Annotated in this window: 14 protein-coding genes and 1 tRNA gene; 11 read left to right on the top strand and 4 right to left on the bottom strand. The window is 69.7% G+C overall.

The window, feature by feature from the left end:
• Positions 1 to 26 precede the first annotated feature (26 nt).
• From NXI30_05265 to NXI30_05245, 5 genes are all read left to right on the top strand, one after another.
• Positions 27 to 1,022: an aldo/keto reductase family protein gene (locus NXI30_05265; protein ID MCR9093604.1), complete on the top strand. Its 996-nt coding sequence runs from the start codon at positions 27 to 29 to the stop codon at positions 1,020 to 1,022.
• A complete protein-coding gene (locus NXI30_05260) occupies positions 1,019 to 1,756 on the top strand; it encodes a glutathione S-transferase family protein (protein ID MCR9093603.1) in 738 nt (245 codons plus the stop codon). The genes NXI30_05265 and NXI30_05260 overlap by 4 nt, the downstream gene beginning before the upstream one ends.
• Before the next feature lie 251 nt (positions 1,757 to 2,007).
• The gene (locus tag NXI30_05255) at positions 2,008 to 3,714 is read left to right on the top strand and encodes an amidohydrolase family protein (GenBank protein ID MCR9093602.1); all 1,707 of its coding nucleotides are present in this window, start codon (positions 2,008 to 2,010) and stop codon (positions 3,712 to 3,714) included.
• A gap of 10 nt (positions 3,715 to 3,724) precedes the next feature.
• On the top strand, positions 3,725 to 4,975 hold the full coding sequence (locus tag NXI30_05250; GenBank protein ID MCR9093601.1) for a DUF1214 domain-containing protein: 1,251 nt from the start codon (positions 3,725 to 3,727) through the stop codon (positions 4,973 to 4,975).
• Between the two features lie 61 nt (positions 4,976 to 5,036).
• Positions 5,037 to 6,347 (top strand): cytochrome P450, encoded by a 1,311-nt coding sequence (locus tag NXI30_05245; GenBank protein ID MCR9093600.1) that lies wholly within the window; start codon positions 5,037 to 5,039, stop codon positions 6,345 to 6,347.
• 89 nt (positions 6,348 to 6,436) lie between these two features.
• On the opposite strand, the gene NXI30_05240 is transcribed toward NXI30_05245, so the two are convergent.
• Together NXI30_05240 and NXI30_05235 are read right to left on the bottom strand one after the other, a co-directional pair.
• The gene (locus tag NXI30_05240; protein ID MCR9093599.1) at positions 6,437 to 7,258 is read right to left on the bottom strand and encodes a DMT family transporter; all 822 of its coding nucleotides are present in this window, start codon (positions 7,256 to 7,258) and stop codon (positions 6,437 to 6,439) included.
• A 247-nt stretch (positions 7,259 to 7,505) separates the two neighbouring features.
• Positions 7,506 to 7,580 (bottom strand) — tRNA-Glu (locus NXI30_05235).
• A gap of 75 nt (positions 7,581 to 7,655) precedes the next feature.
• Between NXI30_05235 and NXI30_05230 the strand changes: the two genes are divergently transcribed.
• The 4 genes from NXI30_05230 (at position 7,656) to NXI30_05215 (ending at position 12,692) form a co-directional block, all read left to right on the top strand.
• The gene (locus tag NXI30_05230) at positions 7,656 to 8,582 is read left to right on the top strand and encodes an AAA family ATPase (protein MCR9093598.1); all 927 of its coding nucleotides are present in this window, start codon (positions 7,656 to 7,658) and stop codon (positions 8,580 to 8,582) included.
• 392 nt (positions 8,583 to 8,974) lie between these two features.
• Positions 8,975 to 10,102: a response regulator gene (locus NXI30_05225; protein MCR9093597.1), complete on the top strand. Its 1,128-nt coding sequence runs from the start codon at positions 8,975 to 8,977 to the stop codon at positions 10,100 to 10,102.
• 20 nt (positions 10,103 to 10,122) lie between these two features.
• A complete protein-coding gene (locus NXI30_05220; GenBank protein ID MCR9093596.1) occupies positions 10,123 to 11,184 on the top strand; it encodes a hypothetical protein in 1,062 nt (353 codons plus the stop codon).
• Between the two features lie 11 nt (positions 11,185 to 11,195).
• Positions 11,196 to 12,692 (top strand): DnaJ domain-containing protein, encoded by a 1,497-nt coding sequence (locus NXI30_05215; GenBank protein ID MCR9093595.1) that lies wholly within the window; start codon positions 11,196 to 11,198, stop codon positions 12,690 to 12,692.
• Here NXI30_05215 and NXI30_05210 read toward each other — a convergent pair.
• Both NXI30_05210 and NXI30_05205 read right to left on the bottom strand, forming a co-directional pair.
• Positions 12,593 to 13,681, bottom strand: coding sequence for a hypothetical protein (locus tag NXI30_05210; protein ID MCR9093594.1), 1,089 nt, complete (start codon positions 13,679 to 13,681; stop codon positions 12,593 to 12,595). The two genes, NXI30_05215 and NXI30_05210, sit on opposite strands and share 100 nt — an antisense overlap.
• Positions 13,678 to 15,627, bottom strand: coding sequence for a prolyl oligopeptidase family serine peptidase (locus NXI30_05205; protein MCR9093593.1), 1,950 nt, complete (start codon positions 15,625 to 15,627; stop codon positions 13,678 to 13,680). Before NXI30_05205 ends, NXI30_05210 begins: the two co-directional genes overlap by 4 nt.
• 138 nt (positions 15,628 to 15,765) lie before the next feature.
• On the opposite strand from NXI30_05205, the gene NXI30_05200 reads away from it, so the two are divergent.
• Positions 15,766 to 16,512: a sulfite exporter TauE/SafE family protein gene (locus NXI30_05200; protein MCR9093592.1), complete on the top strand. Its 747-nt coding sequence runs from the start codon at positions 15,766 to 15,768 to the stop codon at positions 16,510 to 16,512.
• A gap of 208 nt (positions 16,513 to 16,720) precedes the next feature.
• The gene (locus NXI30_05195) at positions 16,721 to 19,849 is read left to right on the top strand and encodes a PAS domain S-box protein (protein MCR9093591.1); all 3,129 of its coding nucleotides are present in this window, start codon (positions 16,721 to 16,723) and stop codon (positions 19,847 to 19,849) included.
• The last annotated feature ends 64 nt before the right edge of the window (positions 19,850 to 19,913 follow it).

Genomic DNA, 19,913 nt, shown 5'->3' with positions numbered 1-19,913 from the left:
CCATGTCGAAATGCTAGCTTCGAAGCATGCGAACACGCGCGTTGGGGCGAAGTGGACTCCGGGTGAGCGAGATGTCGCTCGGCTCCTGGCTCACCCTGGGCACGCGTGTCGACGACGACCAGACGACCCGTCTCGTCCACCGCGCTTTCGACCTCGGCATCAACCTCTTCGACACCGCCGACGTCTACCAGGACGGGCTGGCGGAGGAGACCCTCGGCCACGCGATCGCGAGCCTGCCGCGGAGCGAGGTCTTCGTCGCGACCAAGTGCTTCTTCCCCATGTCCGATCGGCCGGACGAGAGCGGACTCTCCCGCGAGCACGTCACCCGAAGCGTCGAGCACTCGCTGAAGCGGCTGGGCGTCGAGCGGATCGATCTCCACCAGTGCCACCGGTTCGATCCGGACACCGCCCTCGAAGAGACGGTCCGAACCTACGGCGCGCTGACCCGGCAGGGCAAGGTCCGCCACTGGGGCGTGTCCCAGTGGACGCCGTCCCAGATCTCCGACGCCTGCGCGCTGGCCGACGAAATCGGGACCCCCCGGCCGGTCTCGAACCAGCCCGAGTACTCGATCCTCTCGCGCGGCATCGAGCGCGACGTGATCCCGACCAGTGCGCGCGAAGGGCTGTCCCAGATCGTCTTCAGCCCTCTCGCCCAGGGGACGCTCACGGGCAAGTACAGCGGCGGCCGGATCCCCGAACAGAGCCGAGCCGACGACCCCAAGCGCAATCGTTGGATGGGTCGGGGTCTCGACGCCGACATTCTCGACCGCGTCGACCGACTCGCTCCGCTGGCGACGGGTCTCGGGATCTCCCTCGCGCAGCTCGCCCTCGCCTGGTGCCTCCGGGAGCCGACGGTCGCGAGCGTCATCATCGGCGCGACACGGATGGAACAGCTGGAAGAGAACGCCGGAGCCGTCGGCGTGACGCTCCCCGACGACGTGGTGCGCGCCATCGACGATCTCTTTCCAGCGCCGAGCGCGGACCGGCCCGACGTGCCGGAATCGGTGAGCGGGCTGGCATGAGCGACAGCGTGCCCGCGCCGGGCCCGAGACCGACCACGATCCGGCTCTACACCCAGTCGCGCAATCCGTACTCGGAACGCGTCGCGGCCGCCCTCGCGCTGAAGGGCCTGCCCTTCGAGCGGGTCGTCTCGGACGATCCGGAGGACGTGGCCCGCTGGAGTCCGATCGCGCGGACGCTGCCGGTGCTCGAGATCGACGGGCGGCGCAAGGCCGACTCGGCGGTGATCCTCGGTTGGATCGAAGAGGTGGCCCCGGAGCCGCCGCTGCTGTCGAGCGTGCCCAAGACCGCCGAGGCCCAGCAGCGCCTCGCCGAATGGTCCAACGACTCCTTCACCTTCTATTGGAATCGTTGGCGGACGGCGCGCTACCCGCAGCCGGGGGACGACCAGCCGGTCGACGACTCGCTCCTCGCCCGTCTCCTGGGTCACGTCGGGCGGCGCTTCGGCAAGACCCCTCAGACCCGCGCCGACGCCCGGGAGCTCGAGATCATCGGAGAGCTCTTCGACCGGATGACGGATCTCGAGGGCTTCCTCGGCGACCGCACCTTCTTCCACGCCGACGAGCCATCCGTCGCCGACGTCTCCGTCTACGCGATGCTGCTCGTGCTCCGGGACGGTCCCATCCCGGGCTGCGCCGAAGCGATCGCGGACCGCCCCACCCTCGCCGCTTTTCTGGAGCGCATGGAGGCGCGGATCGCAGCGGCGGAATCGCGGCGGCTCGGCGTCGAGGCCTAGCGCCCGAGGCCGGTGTCCCGAAAGAGAAACGGGCCGGTCGTCCCTCGAGAACGCCCGACCCGATTCAGATGCGGCGACCGGGATGCCTCGCCCCGGTCCCTTTCTACATCGGCGACCGCCGGAAATCCTTGAGTCCGCCCCCCGGAGGCCCCCCTGCGCCCTGCCTTTCCCCGGCCTGCGCGACGGTTACCCTCTCCAGATCCCGATCCACCCCGTCGCCCTCGGGCTGCGGCAGACCAGGAGCACTCGACATGCACGATCTCGTGATTCGCGGCGGCACGCTCATCGATGGCACCGGCGCCCCCGGCGCAACCGGGGACCTCGCGATCGACCAGGGACGCATCACCGCCGTCGGCGGGGACGTCGGCCCCGGCCAGCGCGAGATCGATGCCACCGGCCTGCTCGTCACCCCGGGCTTCGTCGACGTCCACACCCACTACGACGGACAGGTCAGCTGGGACCACCTGATGGAGCCCTCGATCTACCACGGCGTGACGACCGTCGTGATGGGCAACTGCGGCGTCGGCTTCGCGCCCGCGCGCCCCGACCGCCACGAGTGGCTGATCGGCCTGATGGAAGGGGTCGAAGACATCCCGGGCACCGCTCTCGCCGAAGGGCTCACCTGGGACTGGGAGAGCTTCCCCGAGTATCTGGACGCGATCGAGAAGCGCCCGCACTCCCTCGACTTCGCCGCGCAGGTTCCGCACGGCGCGCTGCGTGGCTACGTCATGGGCGATCGCGGCGCGGACCACAACGAACGACCGACGCCCGACGAGATCCAGGAGATGGCACGCCTCACGAAGGAGGCCATCCTCGCCGGCGCCGTCGGCTTCACGACCTCCCGGACCGTGAACCACAAGACGGTCGACGGAGAGCACACGCCCTCGTACACGGCGACCTCCGAAGAGCTCTGGGGGATCGCCGAGGGCCTGAAGGAGGCGGGGGCCGGCGTATTCGAGATCGTGGGCGACTTCCCGGATCTCGAGCCGGAGTTCGCGATGGTCCGGCAGATGGCGGAGCGCAGCGGACGCCCGATGTCCGTCTCGGTCGCGCAGATCGACGAGCGCCCCGAGGACTGGCGCCGAATGCTCGAGCTGATCAGCGAAGCCCAGGCCGAAGGCGTCGAGCTCCACGCGCAGGTCGCCCCGCGCCCGGTCGGCGTGATCATGAGCCTCGAGGCGACCTTCAATCCGTTCATCAAGAACCCGGTCTTCCAGGAAGCGGTCGGGCTCCCCATCGCCGAGCGCGCCGCGTTCCTCGCTGACCCGGAGCGCCGCGCCGCCTTCGTCCGGGGCGGGATGATCATGGACCCGAGACGCCTCTTCCGTCTCGGCAACCCGCCGAACTACGAGCCGGGCCCGGAGGAATCGATCGCCGCGCTCTCGGAAGCGGCCGGTCGCGCGCCGGAGGAGTACGCCCTCGAGGTCCTGCTCGCGGACGAGGGCACGGGACAGATCTTCATGCCCGCGCTCAACTACTTCTACGGCAACTCGGACCACTGCCTCGAGATGCTCCAGCATCCGCACACGGTCCCGGGGCTCGGCGACGGCGGCGCCCACGTGAGCTTCATCTCCGACGCGAGCTTCTCGACCTACCTGCTGACCCATTGGGCGCGCGATCGCGCGGCGAAGAAGCCCGGTACCGAACCGATCGCCGTCGAGTACATCGTGAAGCGCCAGGCCGCGGATACGGCCAGGCTCGTCGGCTTCCTCGATCGCGGCGTGCTCGCGCCGGGCATGAAGGCCGACGTGAACGTGATCGACTTCGACGCCCTCGCCCTCGAAGCGCCGGAGATGCGCTACGACCTGCCCGCCGGCGGCAAGCGTCTCGTCCAGAAGGCGCGCGGCTATCGCTACACGATCGTCTCCGGCGAGGTCGTCGTCGAGGACGGCGAGCCGACGGGCGCCACGCCGGGCAAGCTCGTACGCGGCGCACAACCGGCGCCGGCGACCGCCTGATCGACGCACATTGGGCCGAAACCTCCTCGTCGCCGTCCTCGCGCTCTCGCTGGTCGTGAGCACGGGCGCCGCGGTCTTCTTCTATCGCTTGGCCTCGTTGCAGGCACCGCCGCCGGTCGGCGACGCACGCGCCGAGCTCGAAGCGCTCTCCTCGTACGCCGCCTGGCACCGGCTCGTCGAGACCCTGCGAGAGGCGGGGGCCGCGACCGTGGGGGACGGACCGTACGGCGCGCCGACCGAACAGGACGCGATCGATCGCTTCCAGGGCCTGCTCGCGATCCTGTCGAATACCGCGCGCATGCCGTTCACCGACGACCCCGCCCGCCCCGTGATCACGACCTTCGACCTCCAGCCGGCGCTCACCAAGGTCGGCGGCAACAGCCCCGACGCGGAGTACCACGGGTTCACCGTCTCACCCGACTACACGTACCGGCTGACGGGGCGGCGCAGTCGCGCGCCCTTCTCGAACATCCAGGTGCAGTCGATGCGATTCGACGCGGTCGCGATGCGTCCGTCCATCTCGCTGGCTTCGAGTCTGCGGGCCGACGAGATCGGCTACGACGCCGACGACCGCTTCGAGATCCTGATCGCGCGGACGCGCCCGGAGGATTGGATCGGCGACTTCCTGTCGATGGACGACGACAGCTTCAACGTGACGATTCGCGAGTATCACCACGATCTCGAGGCCGAAGGCGACCCGGACCTGGCCGTCGAAGTGATCGGGCCGGTGCCGCCGCCGGCGCGCCTGACGGACGAAGTCGTCGCCGCCCGCCTCCAGCGGGTCGCGGGCATGAGCCGCTTCTGGTTCTCGTCCCGCGACTGGATGCCGGAACTCCTCGAGCCGACGGCGCTCAACACCTTCCCCGATACGACCCGCGCGCGGGGCGACGAAGAAGACCTCGGGCTGAACGCCGACGTTCGCTATCGCGTCGGTGCCTGGCGCCTGGCCGACGACGAAGTCCTGATCGTCGAGGGTCGTTTTCCGCCGGAGACGCCCTACTGGATCTTCCAGATCGAGGACCGCTGGCACGAGACCGCCGACTTCCGCAGCCGACGCGTCCACCTGAACGACGCGACCGTCGCCCCGACGGCCGACGGCGGGTTCCAGATCGTGATCGCGCCCGGCCCCGTCGACCACGCCAACGCGCTCGACACCGGCGGAAGGACCGACGGATTCATGAGCTTCCGCTGGGTGCCGGTCGGCGAGGCGCCAGGCCGGCTCGACGTGCGCACCCGGGTCGCCTCGCGCGAAGCGATCTAGACGCGCCAGAACGCCGTCCGCCCGGCTGGATCCCCGGATTCCCGCGCACTACGATCGATGCATGGCGGAACTCACCCTCGACAACCTCGACATCCACACCCCGGAGCTCTATCTGGAGCGCGGCTACCCCTTCGCCGAATGGGATCTCCTCCGCGAGAAGGCGCCGGTCTTCTGGTACGAGCGCGACGACATCGACCCCTTCTACGCGATCACCCGTCACGCGGACATCCTCGAGATCTCGAAACACAGCGAAGTCTTCGTGAACAGCCGCCGTCTGCGCCTTCAGTCGAAGGAAGACGATGCGCGTCAAGACTGGTCCCAGCGGATGCGCAACGAATCCCGCGGCTGGGATCCGGACGAAGTCCCGGACTTCATCTTCATGGACGACCCGCGCCACCGGAACTTCCGTCTGATCACGGCCAAGCAGTTCACCCCGGCCGCGCTCCGTCCCCTCGAGAAGCACTTCGCCCGGATGTCCCACGACTTCGCCCAGGAGTTCGTGACGAACCTGAAGGCCGCCAGCGCGCGAGGCGAGACGACGGACTTCGTGAAGGGCTTCGCCGAGAAGCTGCCCCTCGCCGCGATCGGCGAGATGATGGGCCTGCCGGACGGCGACTGGAAGATGCTCAAGCAGCTGACCAACGTGATGATCGGCGCGCCCGAAGAGACGTGGTTCCAGGAAGGCGAAGACCGCAACATGGGTCGCATCCGCGCGTCGAACGAGATGACCGAGTACATGCTCGACGTCATCAAGGACCGCAGGAAGAAGGGCCCCGGCGGTGAGGACCTCTCGAGCCGGATCGTCTTCGGAAGAGTCGACGGCAAGGAGCTGACCGAACAGCAGCTCCAGGGCTACCTCTTCGTAATCCTCGCCGCCGGCAACGAGACGACCCAGAACGCGATCAGCGGAGGAATGGCCGCCCTGCTCCAGCACCCGGAGCAGCTGAAGCTCCTCCACGAGAACGCCGACGACGATGAGCTGATCGTCTCCGCCGGCGAGGAGATCCTCCGATGGACCTCGCCCGTGCTGCAGTTCGCGCGGACGGCGGTCGAGGACTTCGAGCTGAACGGCGTGAAGATCAAGGCCGGTGAGGACGTGGGCATGTGGTACCCGTCCGCGAATCGGGACCCTGAGATCTTCGACCGACCCTACGCGTTCGACATCACGCGCAAGAAGAACCGCCACCTCGCCTTCGGCGGCTATGGCGCCCACTTCTGTCTGGGCGCGAACCTCGCGCGCTGGGAGCTGCGGGCCGCGCTACGGGCCCTCGCGCCGATCCTGCCGCAGGTGGAGCTCGTGAACGGCCCGGAGCGCTGCCCGAACCTCCACGTCTCGGCGATCCACCGCCTCGAGGTGCAGGCCGCCGCATAGCGCCGCGCCGAAGGTGCAGGCCGCCGCATAGCGCCGCGCCGAAGGTGCAGGCCGCCGCATAGCGCCGCGCCGAAGGTGCAGGCCGCCGCCTAGCGTCGCGACGCGGAGAGCGGCCAGGCGATCCCCACGAGCATGACGGCCCCGCCGAGCAGCTGTCGATCGGTCGGCCAGTCGCCGAGAAGCACGTACGCCGGCGCGAGCGTCAGTACCGGCGCAAGCAGCATCACGAGACTCGACAGGCGCGCCTCGATCGTGCGGGCCGAGATCATGAGCGTGAGTCGACCGAGGAAGGGCCCCGCGATCGCAGCCAGCGTCGCGTAGCGCCACTGCGCCTCGGGGATCCCGGCCAGCCCACTCGGATCGTTGAAGACGAACCAGAGACCGACCGCGAGCCACAACCGGATCGCGTTCACGCCCACGACGTCGATTCGATGGACGAAAGCGCGAGTCACGACGGCGAGCGAACCGAAGCAGGCCGCCGACGCGAGGGCGAGGCCGAGCGCATCGAGGCGAAGCGCACCGACGTCGCCCTCGGGCGCGCCCTGCAAGAGAACGAGCCCGGCCGCCGCGATCGCCGTGCCGACCCAGAAGCGTCCCGGGGCGCGCTCTCCCAGGAAGATCCACGCCGCCACCGCCGTGAGCGGCAGCTCCGCCCGCAGCAACAGGTTCATCATCGACGGCGACATGGTCTGGACGGCCAACGCCGCCAGGTGGTTCCCCGCCAGCGTGAAGCCCGCGAGCCCGATCGCCACCCCGAGATCGATCAGCCCGATCCGCCCGCCGCGCATCGGCCCCCGCAATCGTTGCCCGACCGACAGGAGCGTGTTCCCCGTCGCCGCCACGAGCAGCAGCACGAACACCGAATGCGCCGGCGTCCCCACGTCATTGGCGAGCTTCCACGGAATCGCCATGAACGCCGACCCAACGGCCGAAGCCAACGCCCACGAAAGCCCCACCCGCCGCGCCGCGCCGCTCGACATCAATTCTCCGCGGGGGCGCCAGCAAACCCGCCCCACGAGAAGATTCGGGGCGGATCAGTGCGGTGGATCTTCGCGCCGCGGACCGAACGACGACGAAGGCGACCTCAGGGTCGTCGAGGATTGCCACGCCTTCGCGGAGCTGCGAAAGAGGCTCCGCCCAGCGCAGCGACAAAAAGGATGGCGTCCCCAGCGGGAATCGAACCCGCCTCGCCAGCTTGAAAGGCTGGAGTCCTAACCGATAGACGATGGGGACGCGCTGGCGGCGCAGTATGGCGCAACTCCGCCGGGATCGGAAGCGCCGACCCGTCCCGCCGCTAGACTGCGGGCCATGACGGACAGACGCATCCAGGCGGACCGAGCGGCGAACATCTGGTCCAGCTTCCAGCGGAATGTAGATCCCCTGGCGCGGGGAGCCACGATCGTGCCGGCGCCGGTGATCGATGCGGATTCGATCGGAGGTCTGGCGAGCGCGAAAGAGGAGATCCTCACCTACGCTTATGCCCAGACGAGCCCTGAGGTCTACGGCCGCTGGGGGACCTTTCCGCCCAGCGCGATGCTGATGATCGGACGGGCCGGCAGCGGAAAGACGCTCCTCGCGGAGTACCTGGCGGCTCGAACCGAGACGGCCTTCGTCCGCGTCGACGTGCCGCGGATGGTCCTCGACGTGATCCACGGCGCGAACAAGATCGGCGAGCTGGTCCAGGGCTGGTCGCAGACCCTCGAGGAAATGCCCCCGGTCACGGTCTATTTCGACGAGCTCGACTTCACCCGCGCCCACGAGATGGGCAAACGGGCCTCCGAGCTCCCGATCGGGCCGATCATGGACCTGCTCTTCGAGCTGATCGATCGATCGCTCTCGGTCGACGAGTGCCTCGTGATCGGCAGCACGAGCCACCCGGACACGCTGACCGAGGCGTTCCTCACCCCGGGACGCTTCGAGCGGATCGTCGAGGTCAATCCGCTCTTCCCCGACGACGTGATCGAGGCGCTGCGGATTCATTCGGTCTCCGCGGAATCCCGCGCCGACCGTGCGCTCTTCGGCGAGATCGACTGGGGCAAGGTCGTGAACAACACGCGGGAGCCCTCGATCGGGGACTGGATCCGGATCCTGCATGCGGTCCTGCGACGGAAGGCGCGCCTGGATGCCGCGGGCGAGACGCCGGAGGTCGTCGCGAACGACGACTTCGCCCGGGAGCTCAGCCGCTTCCGCCAGGCCAACACGCGCATCCGGACCGACGGCGGGAACTATCTATAAGCGCGCGCAGAGCGCGCTTGGGCCCTGTTTACCTCGGGCGCGTACGCGCCCTTGGGCCGCGGGCGCTCGCTACCTCGGGCGCGTGCGCTTGGACCGCAGGCGCTCTCCGTTTCGATCTACGCGGACGGCTCGCCGGTCGCTGGGGGCGGGCGTGCGGTGGCGTAGGGAAAAGCCACGAGTGCGCGTGGTGTGCCCCGCGTCTGCGGATCGGTTGCCGACCGGGCGCTCGTCGTTGCCGGTCGCGCGGTCGTAAACCGCGGCGAAGGCGCTCGTCCTCTAACGGTTCGCGGGCGAGGGGCCGATGGGACTCCCTGTGAAGCGCCCCCGATCGCCTCACGCAGGACGAGTTCTCCGTGCCTCCGCAGGTCCGGGCTTTCGTCCAGGGAGCTCCGGTGCAGAACCACACCGTCCTTTTCGTCGATGACGAAGTCAACATCCTGAAGGCGCTCCAGCGCCTGCTCCGCAACGAGCCGATCGACGTGCTGACCGCCAACAGCCCGGCCGAGGCGTTCGAGCTGATCGACCGTGTCGGGCCCCAGGTGATCGTCTCCGACCAGCGGATGCCCGAGATGAGCGGTGTCGACTTCCTCTCGGCGGTGCGTGATCGCCATTCGGACGTCGTGCGCATGATGCTCACCGGATACACCGACATGACGATCGCCGTCGAGGCGATCAACAAGGGCGAGATCTACCGCCTGATCACCAAGCCGTGGAACGACGAGGAGCTGAAGGCGACCCTCCGCCAGGCCTTCGACCACTACGACCTCAAGGCCGAGATCAAGCGTCTCAATTCCGTCACCCGCGAGCAGAACTTCAAGCTCCAGGACATGAACAAGAACCTGGAGGAGAAGGTTCGCGAACGAACCAAGCAGCTCGACGGGAAGAACACCGAGCTCAAGACCGCGTACATCCAGACGATCCGCGCGCTCGCGGAGGCGATCGACGCCAAGGATGCGTATACCCGCGGCCACTCCGAGCGCGTCGCCGTCTACGCCTCGCGAATCGCCCGCGAGCTCAACCTCCGCAAGGAGCTGATCGAGCGCGTCTACTTCGCCGGCCTGCTCCACGACGTCGGCAAGATCGGGATCCCGGACGCGATCATCACCAAACCCGATCGCCTCAACGAGGCGGAGTACGAAGAGATCAAGCGCCACCCCGAGATCGGCGCGAAGATCCTCGAGCCGGTCGAGTTCCTGCGCAGCGTCGTCCCCTGCGTCCGCCACCATCACGAGTGGTACGACGGCTGCCAGCACGGCTACCCGGACCGGCTCGCCGGCGACCAGATCCCGCTGCCGTCACGCGTGATCGTCGTCGCCGACACGGTCGAGGCCATGACCTCCGATCGTCCCTATCGAAAGGCGCTCCCGATCGACGTGGTCGTGAAGGAGATGCACAAGTACTCCGGAACCCAGTTCGACCCGGTCGTGGTCGAAGCGTTCCTGAGGCTCCTCGAAGACGAAGGCGAAGCCTTCATCAGCAAGGACCAGAAGTTCGACATCTACGCCTTCATCGAAGGCTGAGAGCAACCCCCGGCCCCGACGTGCGACATCCCCCCAAGCCTCCGACCGAGCCCGAGCGCGGACACGACGCCCTCGAGATGCTCACCGCCCTGGGATTCGGCCCCGACACGGTGCTGATGAACGATCCCAAGCTCTTCGTGGACGGGCGCTTCCTGGCGTCCCTCCTCGTGGAGCTCCAGGACGAGCTCGGCCCCCGGGACGCGAGCCTCGCCCTCTTCCAGATCGGTCTGCTCCACGGACTGCGCGACGCAGCGCGGGTCTGCCACGAGCACGACGACGAGCTCGGCAGCGACGGACCGGACACCACGGCCCTCGTGATGCACTGGACCTCCGGCGCGTGCACCGACGACGAGGGCGCATTCTCCCTCGAAGGCTGCTGGCCGGAACGACACGAGGCCGTCGCGCGCTGCTCGCGACTCGGTGCGGGCGAGCGGCCCTCGTGCTGGATGAGTGCCGGCTATACGACGGGCTGGCTCTCGGGCACGCTCAATCGATCCCTCGTGGCCCGCGAGGTCGAATGCGCCGCCCGCGGCGACGAGGCCTGTCGCTTCGAGGTCCAGGAAGCCGGCGTGTGGAACACCCGCGGCGACGGTGACATGCAGTGGCTGCTCGCCAAGGTTCCCTTCGAGGCATTCCGGAAGGTCGCGGTCAGTCCACCGATCGAACGCGCCGAGGCGACGCCGACACTCTCCAAGGGAGCCGGTCCCGACGGCCAGTTCGACCGCTCCCAGCCGGTGGTCCACATCTGGGGCCCCGTCATGGTGCTCCCGTTCACGACCCTCGACGAGGCCCTCGGCACCGTCGACATGCTCGGTCGGGATCCGGGGATCTCCGAGATCCGCGCCGTCGTGGTCGATCTGCGGGAGCGGCCGCTCGACGAGGGCTTCGGGGCCGCTGCCCTCGAGCAGGTCCTCGAGACGATCGAGTCCTGGAACGCGCAGAGCCTGATCACCGGCGTCTCGCCCGCGGCCGAGGCGGCAATGGGAAGCCTCGAGGCCTCTCATCTCGTGCTGCGCAAGGACCTGACCGAGGCGATCGCGACCGCTTTCCAGATCGCCGACGCCCAGAAGCACCAGCTGTAGGAGGGACCGGGGTGGAGGGGCAGTGGATCGACGCACCGGACGAGGGCGGCCTCGACGCGGTCAGCGTTCCCCAGATCCTCGCCCAGGCGTGGCGTGACGAGCGCACGGGTCTGCTCGCGCTCTCCCATGGTCAGCGCGAACGCAAGCTGCTGGTCCGCGCGGGTGCGCCGATCTCGATCTCGGCCCCGCGGAACCAGGACGAGTTCGCGGCCTTCCTGGCGAACACCGGCCGAATCGACGGCACCCAACGTGTCGAGGTCGAACGGCTCGCCGCCGAGCGCGGCTGTCCCCAGGTCTCCGCCGTGCTCGCCCTCGAGCTGCTCGACCCGAAGGCGCTCTATCTGGCGATGCGCGCGGAGACCCGCGCGCGGATCGCCGACACGTTCGAGTGGGGCGCCGGCCAGTACCGCTGGACCGAGGCCCCGCCCGAGGCCGACGACCCGAAGACCGCGCGCCCCTTCGACCTGCTCGCGCTCCTCCAGGAAGAGCTGCCGCGCCGCTGGGGAACGGACCGACTCTTCGGCGCGATCGTCGCGGTCGAGGGGCTCCACGGCGACATCACCCCGCGTCACCGCAAGGTCACGCGAAAGCTCGCGGAGGCCGGCGATATGGCGGCGCGGGCGATCGCCGGCCTCGACGGAACGCGGCCGATCGGGCGCGTCCTCGGCGACTGCGCGGGCGATCCCCTCGCGGCGGCCACGCTCTGGGCCGTGGTCTTCAGCGGCGTCCTCCGACGGATCGAGCCCCCGACCGAGGCGACCGAAACCCGTTTCGACTTCGAAGTGGAGGTCGCCGGCGCAGGCGCATCGACCGCCGCCCGACCCGCCGCCGCGACGAAGACCGCGGGGGCCGCCTCGGCGGCCGGCTCGAACCCGAAGGCCGAAGCGCTCCGGGAAGAGATCGACGCGCTACGAGGACAGCTCGCCGACCTCGACCACTACGCCGCGCTCGGACTCGAGGAGGATGCCGGCGCCGCGCAGATCAAGAAGGCGTACTTCAAGGCCGCGAAGAAGTACCACCCGGATGCGCTCGGGCGACTCGGCCTCGACGATCACAAGGAAGCCGCCGCACAGGTCTTCGCCCGGATCGCCGAGGCCTTCGAAGTCCTGTCGGATCCGGACAAGAAGAAGGCCTACGACGCGGGCGGAAGCGAAGAACTCCAGATCGACACCGCCCGCCTGGCCCAGGCGGAGACCTCGTATCGCAAGGGCGAGATCCTCGCGAAGATGGGCAACTTCGAAGGCGCGCTCGAGTATTTCGAGCCCGCGGTCGAGCTCTGGCCGGACGAGCCCGCCTACCAGATGGGGCTCGGCTGGGCGCTCTTCAAGCAACCGCGATCGGACCATGCGCGCGCCCTCCAGCATCTCGAGATCGCCCTCGAGCAGGCACCGGACGAGGCGGTCGTGCTCTACCGACTCGGCCTCGTACTTCGCGCCGCCGGCGAGACGAATCGAGCGAACGAGCTGATCGCCCGGGCCCGGGCGATCGACCCGGACGTCGCGGAGTAGGCCCGGTCGGCCTCGAGCGCGCCGATCTCGCCGCGCCGGACTTCGACGGGACGCCCCCAGCGGAGCGACTCGCTCCAGTTCGGGAAGCGCAGGACGAGCGAGGTCCCGTCCCGCCAACGCCAGGCCAGCCGCGCGTGCCGATCGCCCACGACCGAGCGTGCGGCGATCGGCGGACCCGACCTGCTCGTTCGCGCCGAAATCTCGCGCACCGCCGCCGCGACGACCGCCTCGGCCGAGGCCGACAGGGTCGCGACCCCGAGCCGGGTCCCGGGCGCGACCGCGTAGAGGGCGCGCACGTTCGGCGCCGAAACGCTCCCGCCCGCGAGCACCCGTCGACCGAGTGCGCGCAGGCGACTCTGCTCGAGCTGGACCAGGGAGTCGCCGACGGCGGCGTGGCCCTGGAAACCGAGTGCGTGCCCGAGCTCGTGCAGCATCGCACCGACCCAGCCCTCCGCGGTCGCCGCACGCTCCAGCGCCCAGGTCCCGAGCACGCGCCGACGGATACGGACCTCCGCGTGCACCAGCCGCCCGCGCACGTCCCGCTCGCCCGAGGACGCCGCGCCGACGTCGCACTCCGCCCGCGTGTCCGCGAGACCGGCAGGGCCCGTGCCGCTCGCCGCCGCCAACGATCGGATGTGGATGCCCGGCGAATCGAGGGGCAGCGAGCGCCGATCGAACTCGATCGCGACGACCGCGGCATCGACGGCCTCGAGGGCGCGCTCGCCCCACGTCGCGGGCCACCCTTCCCCGGTGACGGCGATCGGGATCGGACGCCCGTCGGTGACGAAACGACAGGTGACCATCGCCACCTGCCCGTCGACGATCGCCGGGTAGGGCGTGAGGTCCCCGATCCGCTGCCCGCGGATCCCAGCGATCTCCGGATGGAGCGAGACGAACGACGCGCTGTCCCAGCCGCCGGTCGGCGAGACGCAGGCGACCCGTGCGACGATGACGAGCAGGATGCTCGACAGGAACCCGCGTCTCCTCATGAAGGCTCGACGACGCGCACCGCGTCCGGACGCGGAGCCTCGAACCCGAAGATCCGCGAGTAGAAATAGAGCTCCCCGTCGAGCGCCGTTCGGATGTTCTCGGCACGACGAAAACCGTGCTGCTCTCCCTCGAAGGGCACGTAGGCGTGCGCGAGTCCGCGCGCGGCGAGGGCGTCGACCATCGCCTCCGCCTGATTCGGCGGGACGACCTTGTCCTCGAGGCCCTGAAAGAAGACGACCGGACACGAGAGCCCGTCGACGTGGTGGATCGGCGAGCGCTCGCGGTAGATCGCCTCGGACTCGGGCAAAGGCCCGACGAGCCAGTCCGTGTAGCGCGACTCGAACTTGTGGGTGTCGCGAGCGAGCGCCTCGAGGTCGCCGATTCCGTAGTGGCTCGCCCCGGCGGAGAACGTGTCGTGGAAGGCCAACGCGGCCAGCACCGTGTAGCCGCCCGCGCTGCCGCCGCTGATCGCGAGACGATCGCCATCGACCCGGCCTTCCCCCGCGAGGGTCTCCGCGACCGCGACGCAGTCCTCGACGTCGACGATTCCCCACTGGCCCGCCAGCAGGTCGCGGTAGGTCCGGCCATGGCCGGTCGATCCGCCGTAGTTCACGTCGGCGACGGCGAAGCCGCGACTCGTCCAGTACTGGATCCGCGGATCGAGGGCCGAGCTCGCCGCGGCGGTCGGTCCCCCATGGCTCTTCACCAGCAGCGGCGGCCGTTCTCCGGGTCGCGGGACCTGGGCTCCCGACCTAGGCCCGTAGAGAAAGGCATGCACAGTGCGGCCGTCGCGCGAGGGGAGCGAGACGACCTCGGCGCGACTCACCACGTCGCCGGGCAGCGCCAGACCGCTGCTCTCGCGGACGCGCAGCACCTCGCCCCCGGCCTCGGGCTGCAGACAGACGGCCGCGCCGCGATCCGCGCCGGCGCCGATGTACGCGAGCCAGCCCTCGCCGCTCGTGAGACCATCGATGCTGGACGCGCCCCCGCTGCGATCACGAGAATCTCCCTTCTCGACATCGATCTCTACGAGACGGTCGACCGCAGACGCTTGAGCAGCCGCCACGATGCCGCCGGCCGCGAAGACCCAGGCGGACATGCCGAACTGCCACTGCGGACGCCCGACTTCGAAGGCCTCGTGATGGATCGGAACGAGCCCCGCGTCGCCGAGCCGCGCGAGGTTCCACCACCCGCTCGCATCAGTGGCGACGAAGAGCGCCCCGTCGGCGGAGAAGCGCGGCTGGAACAGCGATTCCGACGCGCCGCCGGCGACGGCCCGAGCGGCCCCGGCCGGTCCCTCCGGACCCCAGGCGACCGTCTCGAGGAGGGTCCCGTTCCACGGCATGTTCGGATGGTCCCAGGCGAGAAACGCGACGCGGTCGCCGGCGGGCGCGACCGTGATCGAGGCGTAGAAGTCGTGCCCCGCGGCCACCCCCCGCGGCGCGCCCGCTCGCGCACCGGCCGCGTCGAGCGGGATCGCCATCACGCGGTTCTCGGGCTCGGTCCCTGCGCGGGGTCGCTCTTCGATCGCGAGCAGCCAGGCGCCGTCCGGGGTCACCGTCAGATCGGCCCAGGCGCTCCCGGGATCGACCATCGGTTCGACGGGCCCGCCGACCCGCCCGCCCAGGATCCGCTGGCCGGCGTCGTCGACGTAATAGAGGCGATCGCGCCAGACCGTGTACTCCCCCCCACCGTACTCGTGCACCCGGGTGCGCACGTTGACGCCGGGTGGACTCGCCTCTCGAGTCCTTCCGACCTCGCCGCCCGGCGCCGAGGGGAGCGACGCACGGACCACGACCTGTCGGCCGCCCTCGTCGGGGCGGCCCTCGAGCCAGTAGAGAAAGCCGGCCTCGATTCGCGGCGCGCCGAGGCGCAGGGCCCCCCGCACCAGGTCCGCCGATCCGATCGGCGTCTCCCAGCTGCCACAGGCCCTCTCGATCGTCACGACACGCCCTCTCCTCGCCCAGCTCCGGCCGCTCGACCCGCTGGCGACTTCCAACGGGAGTTTGCATTCTGTGACGCCCCGTGGCGACTGCGCCGGGGAATCCGCCCCTGCCCGCCTGCCCTGGAGTGCCTCGCCTCGATGGAAGACCCGACGACCTGGCTCCTGCTCGCCGTCGGCGGGCTCGTCGCGGGCGTGATCAACACCCTCGCCGGCGGAGGCTCCCTGATCACGGTCCCGCTCCTCGTGATGGTGGGACTGCCCGCCACGACGGCGAACGGCACGAACCGGATCGGCGTGCTCTTCCAGAACGGCGTCGCCATCTGGCGTTTCCGGAAGGAAGGCCTCGACGGTCTGCGTGGCGCGGCGCCGGTCCTGGTGCCCGTCCTGCTCGGCTCGGTGGTCGGCGCCGAAGGGGCGTCGCGCATGTCGGCGGAGCTGTTCCGACAGGCCTTCGGCGTCGCCATGATCGCACTGCTCTACCCGATGTTGCGTCGGGCGCCGGCTCGGGAGGAGAACGCTGATGAGAGTCCGCGTTCTCGATGGTGGAATGCGCTCATCTTCTTCGGGATCGGGCTCTACGGCGGCGCGATCCAGGCCGGCGTCGGCCTCTTCCTGATCGCCGCCCTCGCCCGCAGCGGCCTCGACCTGGTTCGCGCCAACGCGATCAAGGTCGTGATCATCGGCGCGCTGACCGTCGTCGCCGTGCCGGTCTTCATCCTGCACGGACAGGTCGACTGGGCCCCCGCCTCGGCGCTCGTCGTCGGCTTCGCACTCGGAGGCGAAGTCGGCGCGCGCGCCGCAGTCCTCGGCGGGGAGAAGCTGATCCGCCCCGTGCTCGTCCTCTCCGTCGTCGCCATGTCGGGGCGCATGCTCGGCCTCTACTGACCGCGACGCGGAACGCAGCGGAAGCCCCCCGCCCCTCCGGTTTTCCCCTGACCCGCCGCCGCCGAACGCGCCACAAAGTTGATTTTTTGTGGTCCTCGCGCACGCCGCCGGATAGGATTGTTCGGGAGGTGTACCGGAGTCGAGCCTGGGGGCTTGCCCCGAGACCCTCGGGACGGAATCCATGCCGATCGGCGATCGTGACAATCCGGTGCCCCCCAGCCACCGTGAACGGGCGCTCCTGCGCCACGCGACCGACGCCGTCGTCGAACTGGGCATCGACGGCCGCCTGCTCTACGTGTCCCCCGCGATCGAGCCGATCCTTGCTCGCCCTCCGGAGTTCTTCGTCGGTCGCAGCTTCGTCGAAGTGATCGTGCCCGAGGATCGCGCGGCGACCCTGGCCGCCTTCCAGAAGATCGTGGCGACGGGCGCCGAGCCGACGGTGCATTTCCGGGTTCCGCGAAGCGACGGCCTGCGCGTCGAGTTCGAGGCGAGGGTCCGCAGCTTCGAAGAAGGAGACGGGCCGCGCAGGGTCGTCGCCGTCCTCCGTGACGTGACCGAGCAGAGCGCGCAGTCCGCCGTCGCACGGAAGCGGGACGACCACTACCGCACGATCGTCGAGTCCGGTGGCCGTCCGGCCGCCATTCTCGATCGCAGCGGTGCCGTCCTCTTCTCGAACCGGGCCTTCAAGACCGCCTTCGGCCACGAAGTCTCCGTGCACGACCTCTTCCCGCGCATGTCGGACGACGTGCGTCAGGCGATGGAGACGGTCTGGTACGACTCGGTTCGCCTCGATCGCCCCGGACGAGGAGCCGGTGACTTCGTCTACGAGAACGACGACGGAACCGAGTCCTGGTACGCGGCGAGCTGGGAGCCCTTCCAGACCGAAGACGAGCAGCGCAACTTCGCCGTCGTCTACGAGGACATCACGGCCCGGAAGCAGGTCGAGCTCGCGCTCCGCTCGATCGCCAAGGGCGTCGCCGTCGACGGACGGGAGGGCCTCGAGCAGAACCTCGTCTCCATCGGTCGGGCGCTCGGCCTCGATCGGATCGTGCTCGCGGGCATCGCCCCCGACGACCCGGGCCACGCCCACGTCGCCGTCGGCTTCGAGGACGGCGAGCCGATGGCGCGCGAACGCTTCGCGCTCGGGCAGCTGCCCGATGCGACCGCCGCCGGCGGCGACGCGTGCGTCTTCCCGTCGGGCGTGTCGGCCCTCGTGCCCGAGGTCGCCGAACGCCTGTCGCCCACCTTCGAGAGCTACGCGGGCCAACCGCTCCATCGCGCGGACGGCGTCGTGATCGGTTTCGTCGGCGGTTACGGCCGCCAGCCGATCCTCGATGCAGACCTCGTCCGGTCGCTCCTCTCCGCCTTCGCGACCCACGCCGCCGCCGCCATCGATCGTCAGCGCGCGGATGCGGAGATCCGCGCGAACCAACACCGCTTCGAGGCGCTCTCTCGCCAGCACCACGAGCTCCTGATCGAGATCGACGAACGGGGCCGGATCCTCTTCGCGTCGGAGGCGAGCCTCCCGATGCTCGGCTTCACGCCCCAGGAGATGATCGGGCGCAGCATCCCGCAAATGGTGCACCCCGACGACCGCGCGGCGAATCGCGAATTCCAGAAGGGGCTCTTCACGGGCGAGGGCCAGTCGTTCGCCATCAACCGAATCGAGCACCAGGACGGGACCTACCGCTGGCTCGAGTCACGGAGCAGCTCCTTCGACGCTCCGGAAGGAACGCTCCACGCGCTGATCGTCTCCCGCGACGTGACCGACCGGCGCCGCACGGAGTTCGGGCGCGACCTGCTCTACCGCGTCGTCCAGGAAGGCACGGATCTCGTCTTCATCTGCGATACGGACACGACGCTGCGCTTCGCGAACGACGCCGCCTCACGCCGACTGGGTGCTTCCTTCGCGCCCGGCAGCGAGCCGCGAGTCGAGGGGCCCCACCTCGACGAGCTGCTCTCGACCGTGGACGCGGCGCGGCTCGAGAACGAGATCCTGCCACTCCTCACCCCGGCTCAGCCATGGTCGGGCGAGCTGCACCTGCGCAACCCGGCCGGCGAAGCACCCATCCCGACCGAGGCCACCGTCTTCCTCTTCCTGGGCGAGCGCGAGGAGGACGCGTCCTATCTCGCGGTCACGCTTCGCGACATCGGCGCGCGCCGCTCCGCCGAAGAGGCGCTCCGCGAGAGCGAGCTCCGACTCAACCAGGCCCAGAAGATGGAAGCCGTCGGACGCCTCGCCGGCGGGATCGCCCACGACTTCAACAACCTCCTCACCGCCATCATCGGCTACAGCGACCTCGTGCTCGACGAGCTCGGCGAGGGGCACGGCGCACGACGGGACGCCGAAGAGATCCTTCGCGCCGCGGAGCGAGCGGGGGGCCTCACGCGCCAGCTGCTCGCGTTCAGCCGGCGCCAGGTCCTCCAGCCGGAGCCCGTCGACCTGAACGCGGTCGTCGCCGACATCGACCGCATGATGCGCCGGCTGATCGGCGAGAACATCGAGCTCGTGACCCTTCAGGACGGCGAGCTGCGTTCGATCATCGCCGATCCCGGCCAGATCGAGCAGGTGATCGTGAACCTCGTGGTGAACGCGCGGGACGCGATGCCGCAGGGAGGCCGCCTGCAGATCGAGACCGCGAATCACGTCGCGCGAACCGACCGTCGCACCGAGTCGGGCGTCGTCGAAGCCGGCAACTACGTGCTGCTCCGCGTCTCCGACACCGGCATCGGCATGGACGACGACACGCGCGCCCAGATCTTCGAGCCCTTCTTCACGACGAAGGAGACCCACCAGGGCACGGGGCTGGGCCTCGCTTCGGTCTACGGCATCGTGAGCCAGAGCGGCGGCCAGATCGACGTCGACTCGACGCCGGGCGCGGGCACCTCCTTCACGATCTACTTCCCGGTCGCCGCGACGGGGGCCGCGACGGACGACACGTCGACGGACAAGCGACAGATCGGCGGAAACGAGACGATCCTCCTCGTCGAGGACGCGGACCCGGTCCGGCGGCTCGTCCGGCGGACGCTCGAGAAGAGCGGCTACCGCGTCCTCTGCGCAGAGTCCGCGACCGCGGCCCTGCGACACTGCGCCCGGCACGAGGGCGCGATCGACCTGCTGCTCAGCGATGTCGTCCTGCCGAAGGTGGCCGGGCCCGAAATCGCAAGCAGAGCGAGGGAGTTACGACCAGGGATTCGCGTGCTCTTCATGTCCGGGTTCACCGACGAAACGCTCTCACGGCACGGGCTGGACCCGACCCGCGCGGAGCTGATCGAGAAACCCTTCACGCCCGCCACGCTGCTCACCCGGATCCGCACGCTCCTCGACGGCGACTAGACCTCGACGGCGAGCCGAGCCGAGGACGTTCCCCGTGGAACGGAATCCCTTTCCACGGCAGTGA

It is taken from the genome of bacterium (assembly GCA_024742285.1).
Taxonomy (GTDB): domain Bacteria; phylum Myxococcota_A; class UBA9160; order UBA9160; family UBA4427; genus UBA4427.
This window is presented reverse-complemented; position numbering and strand designations above follow the sequence as displayed.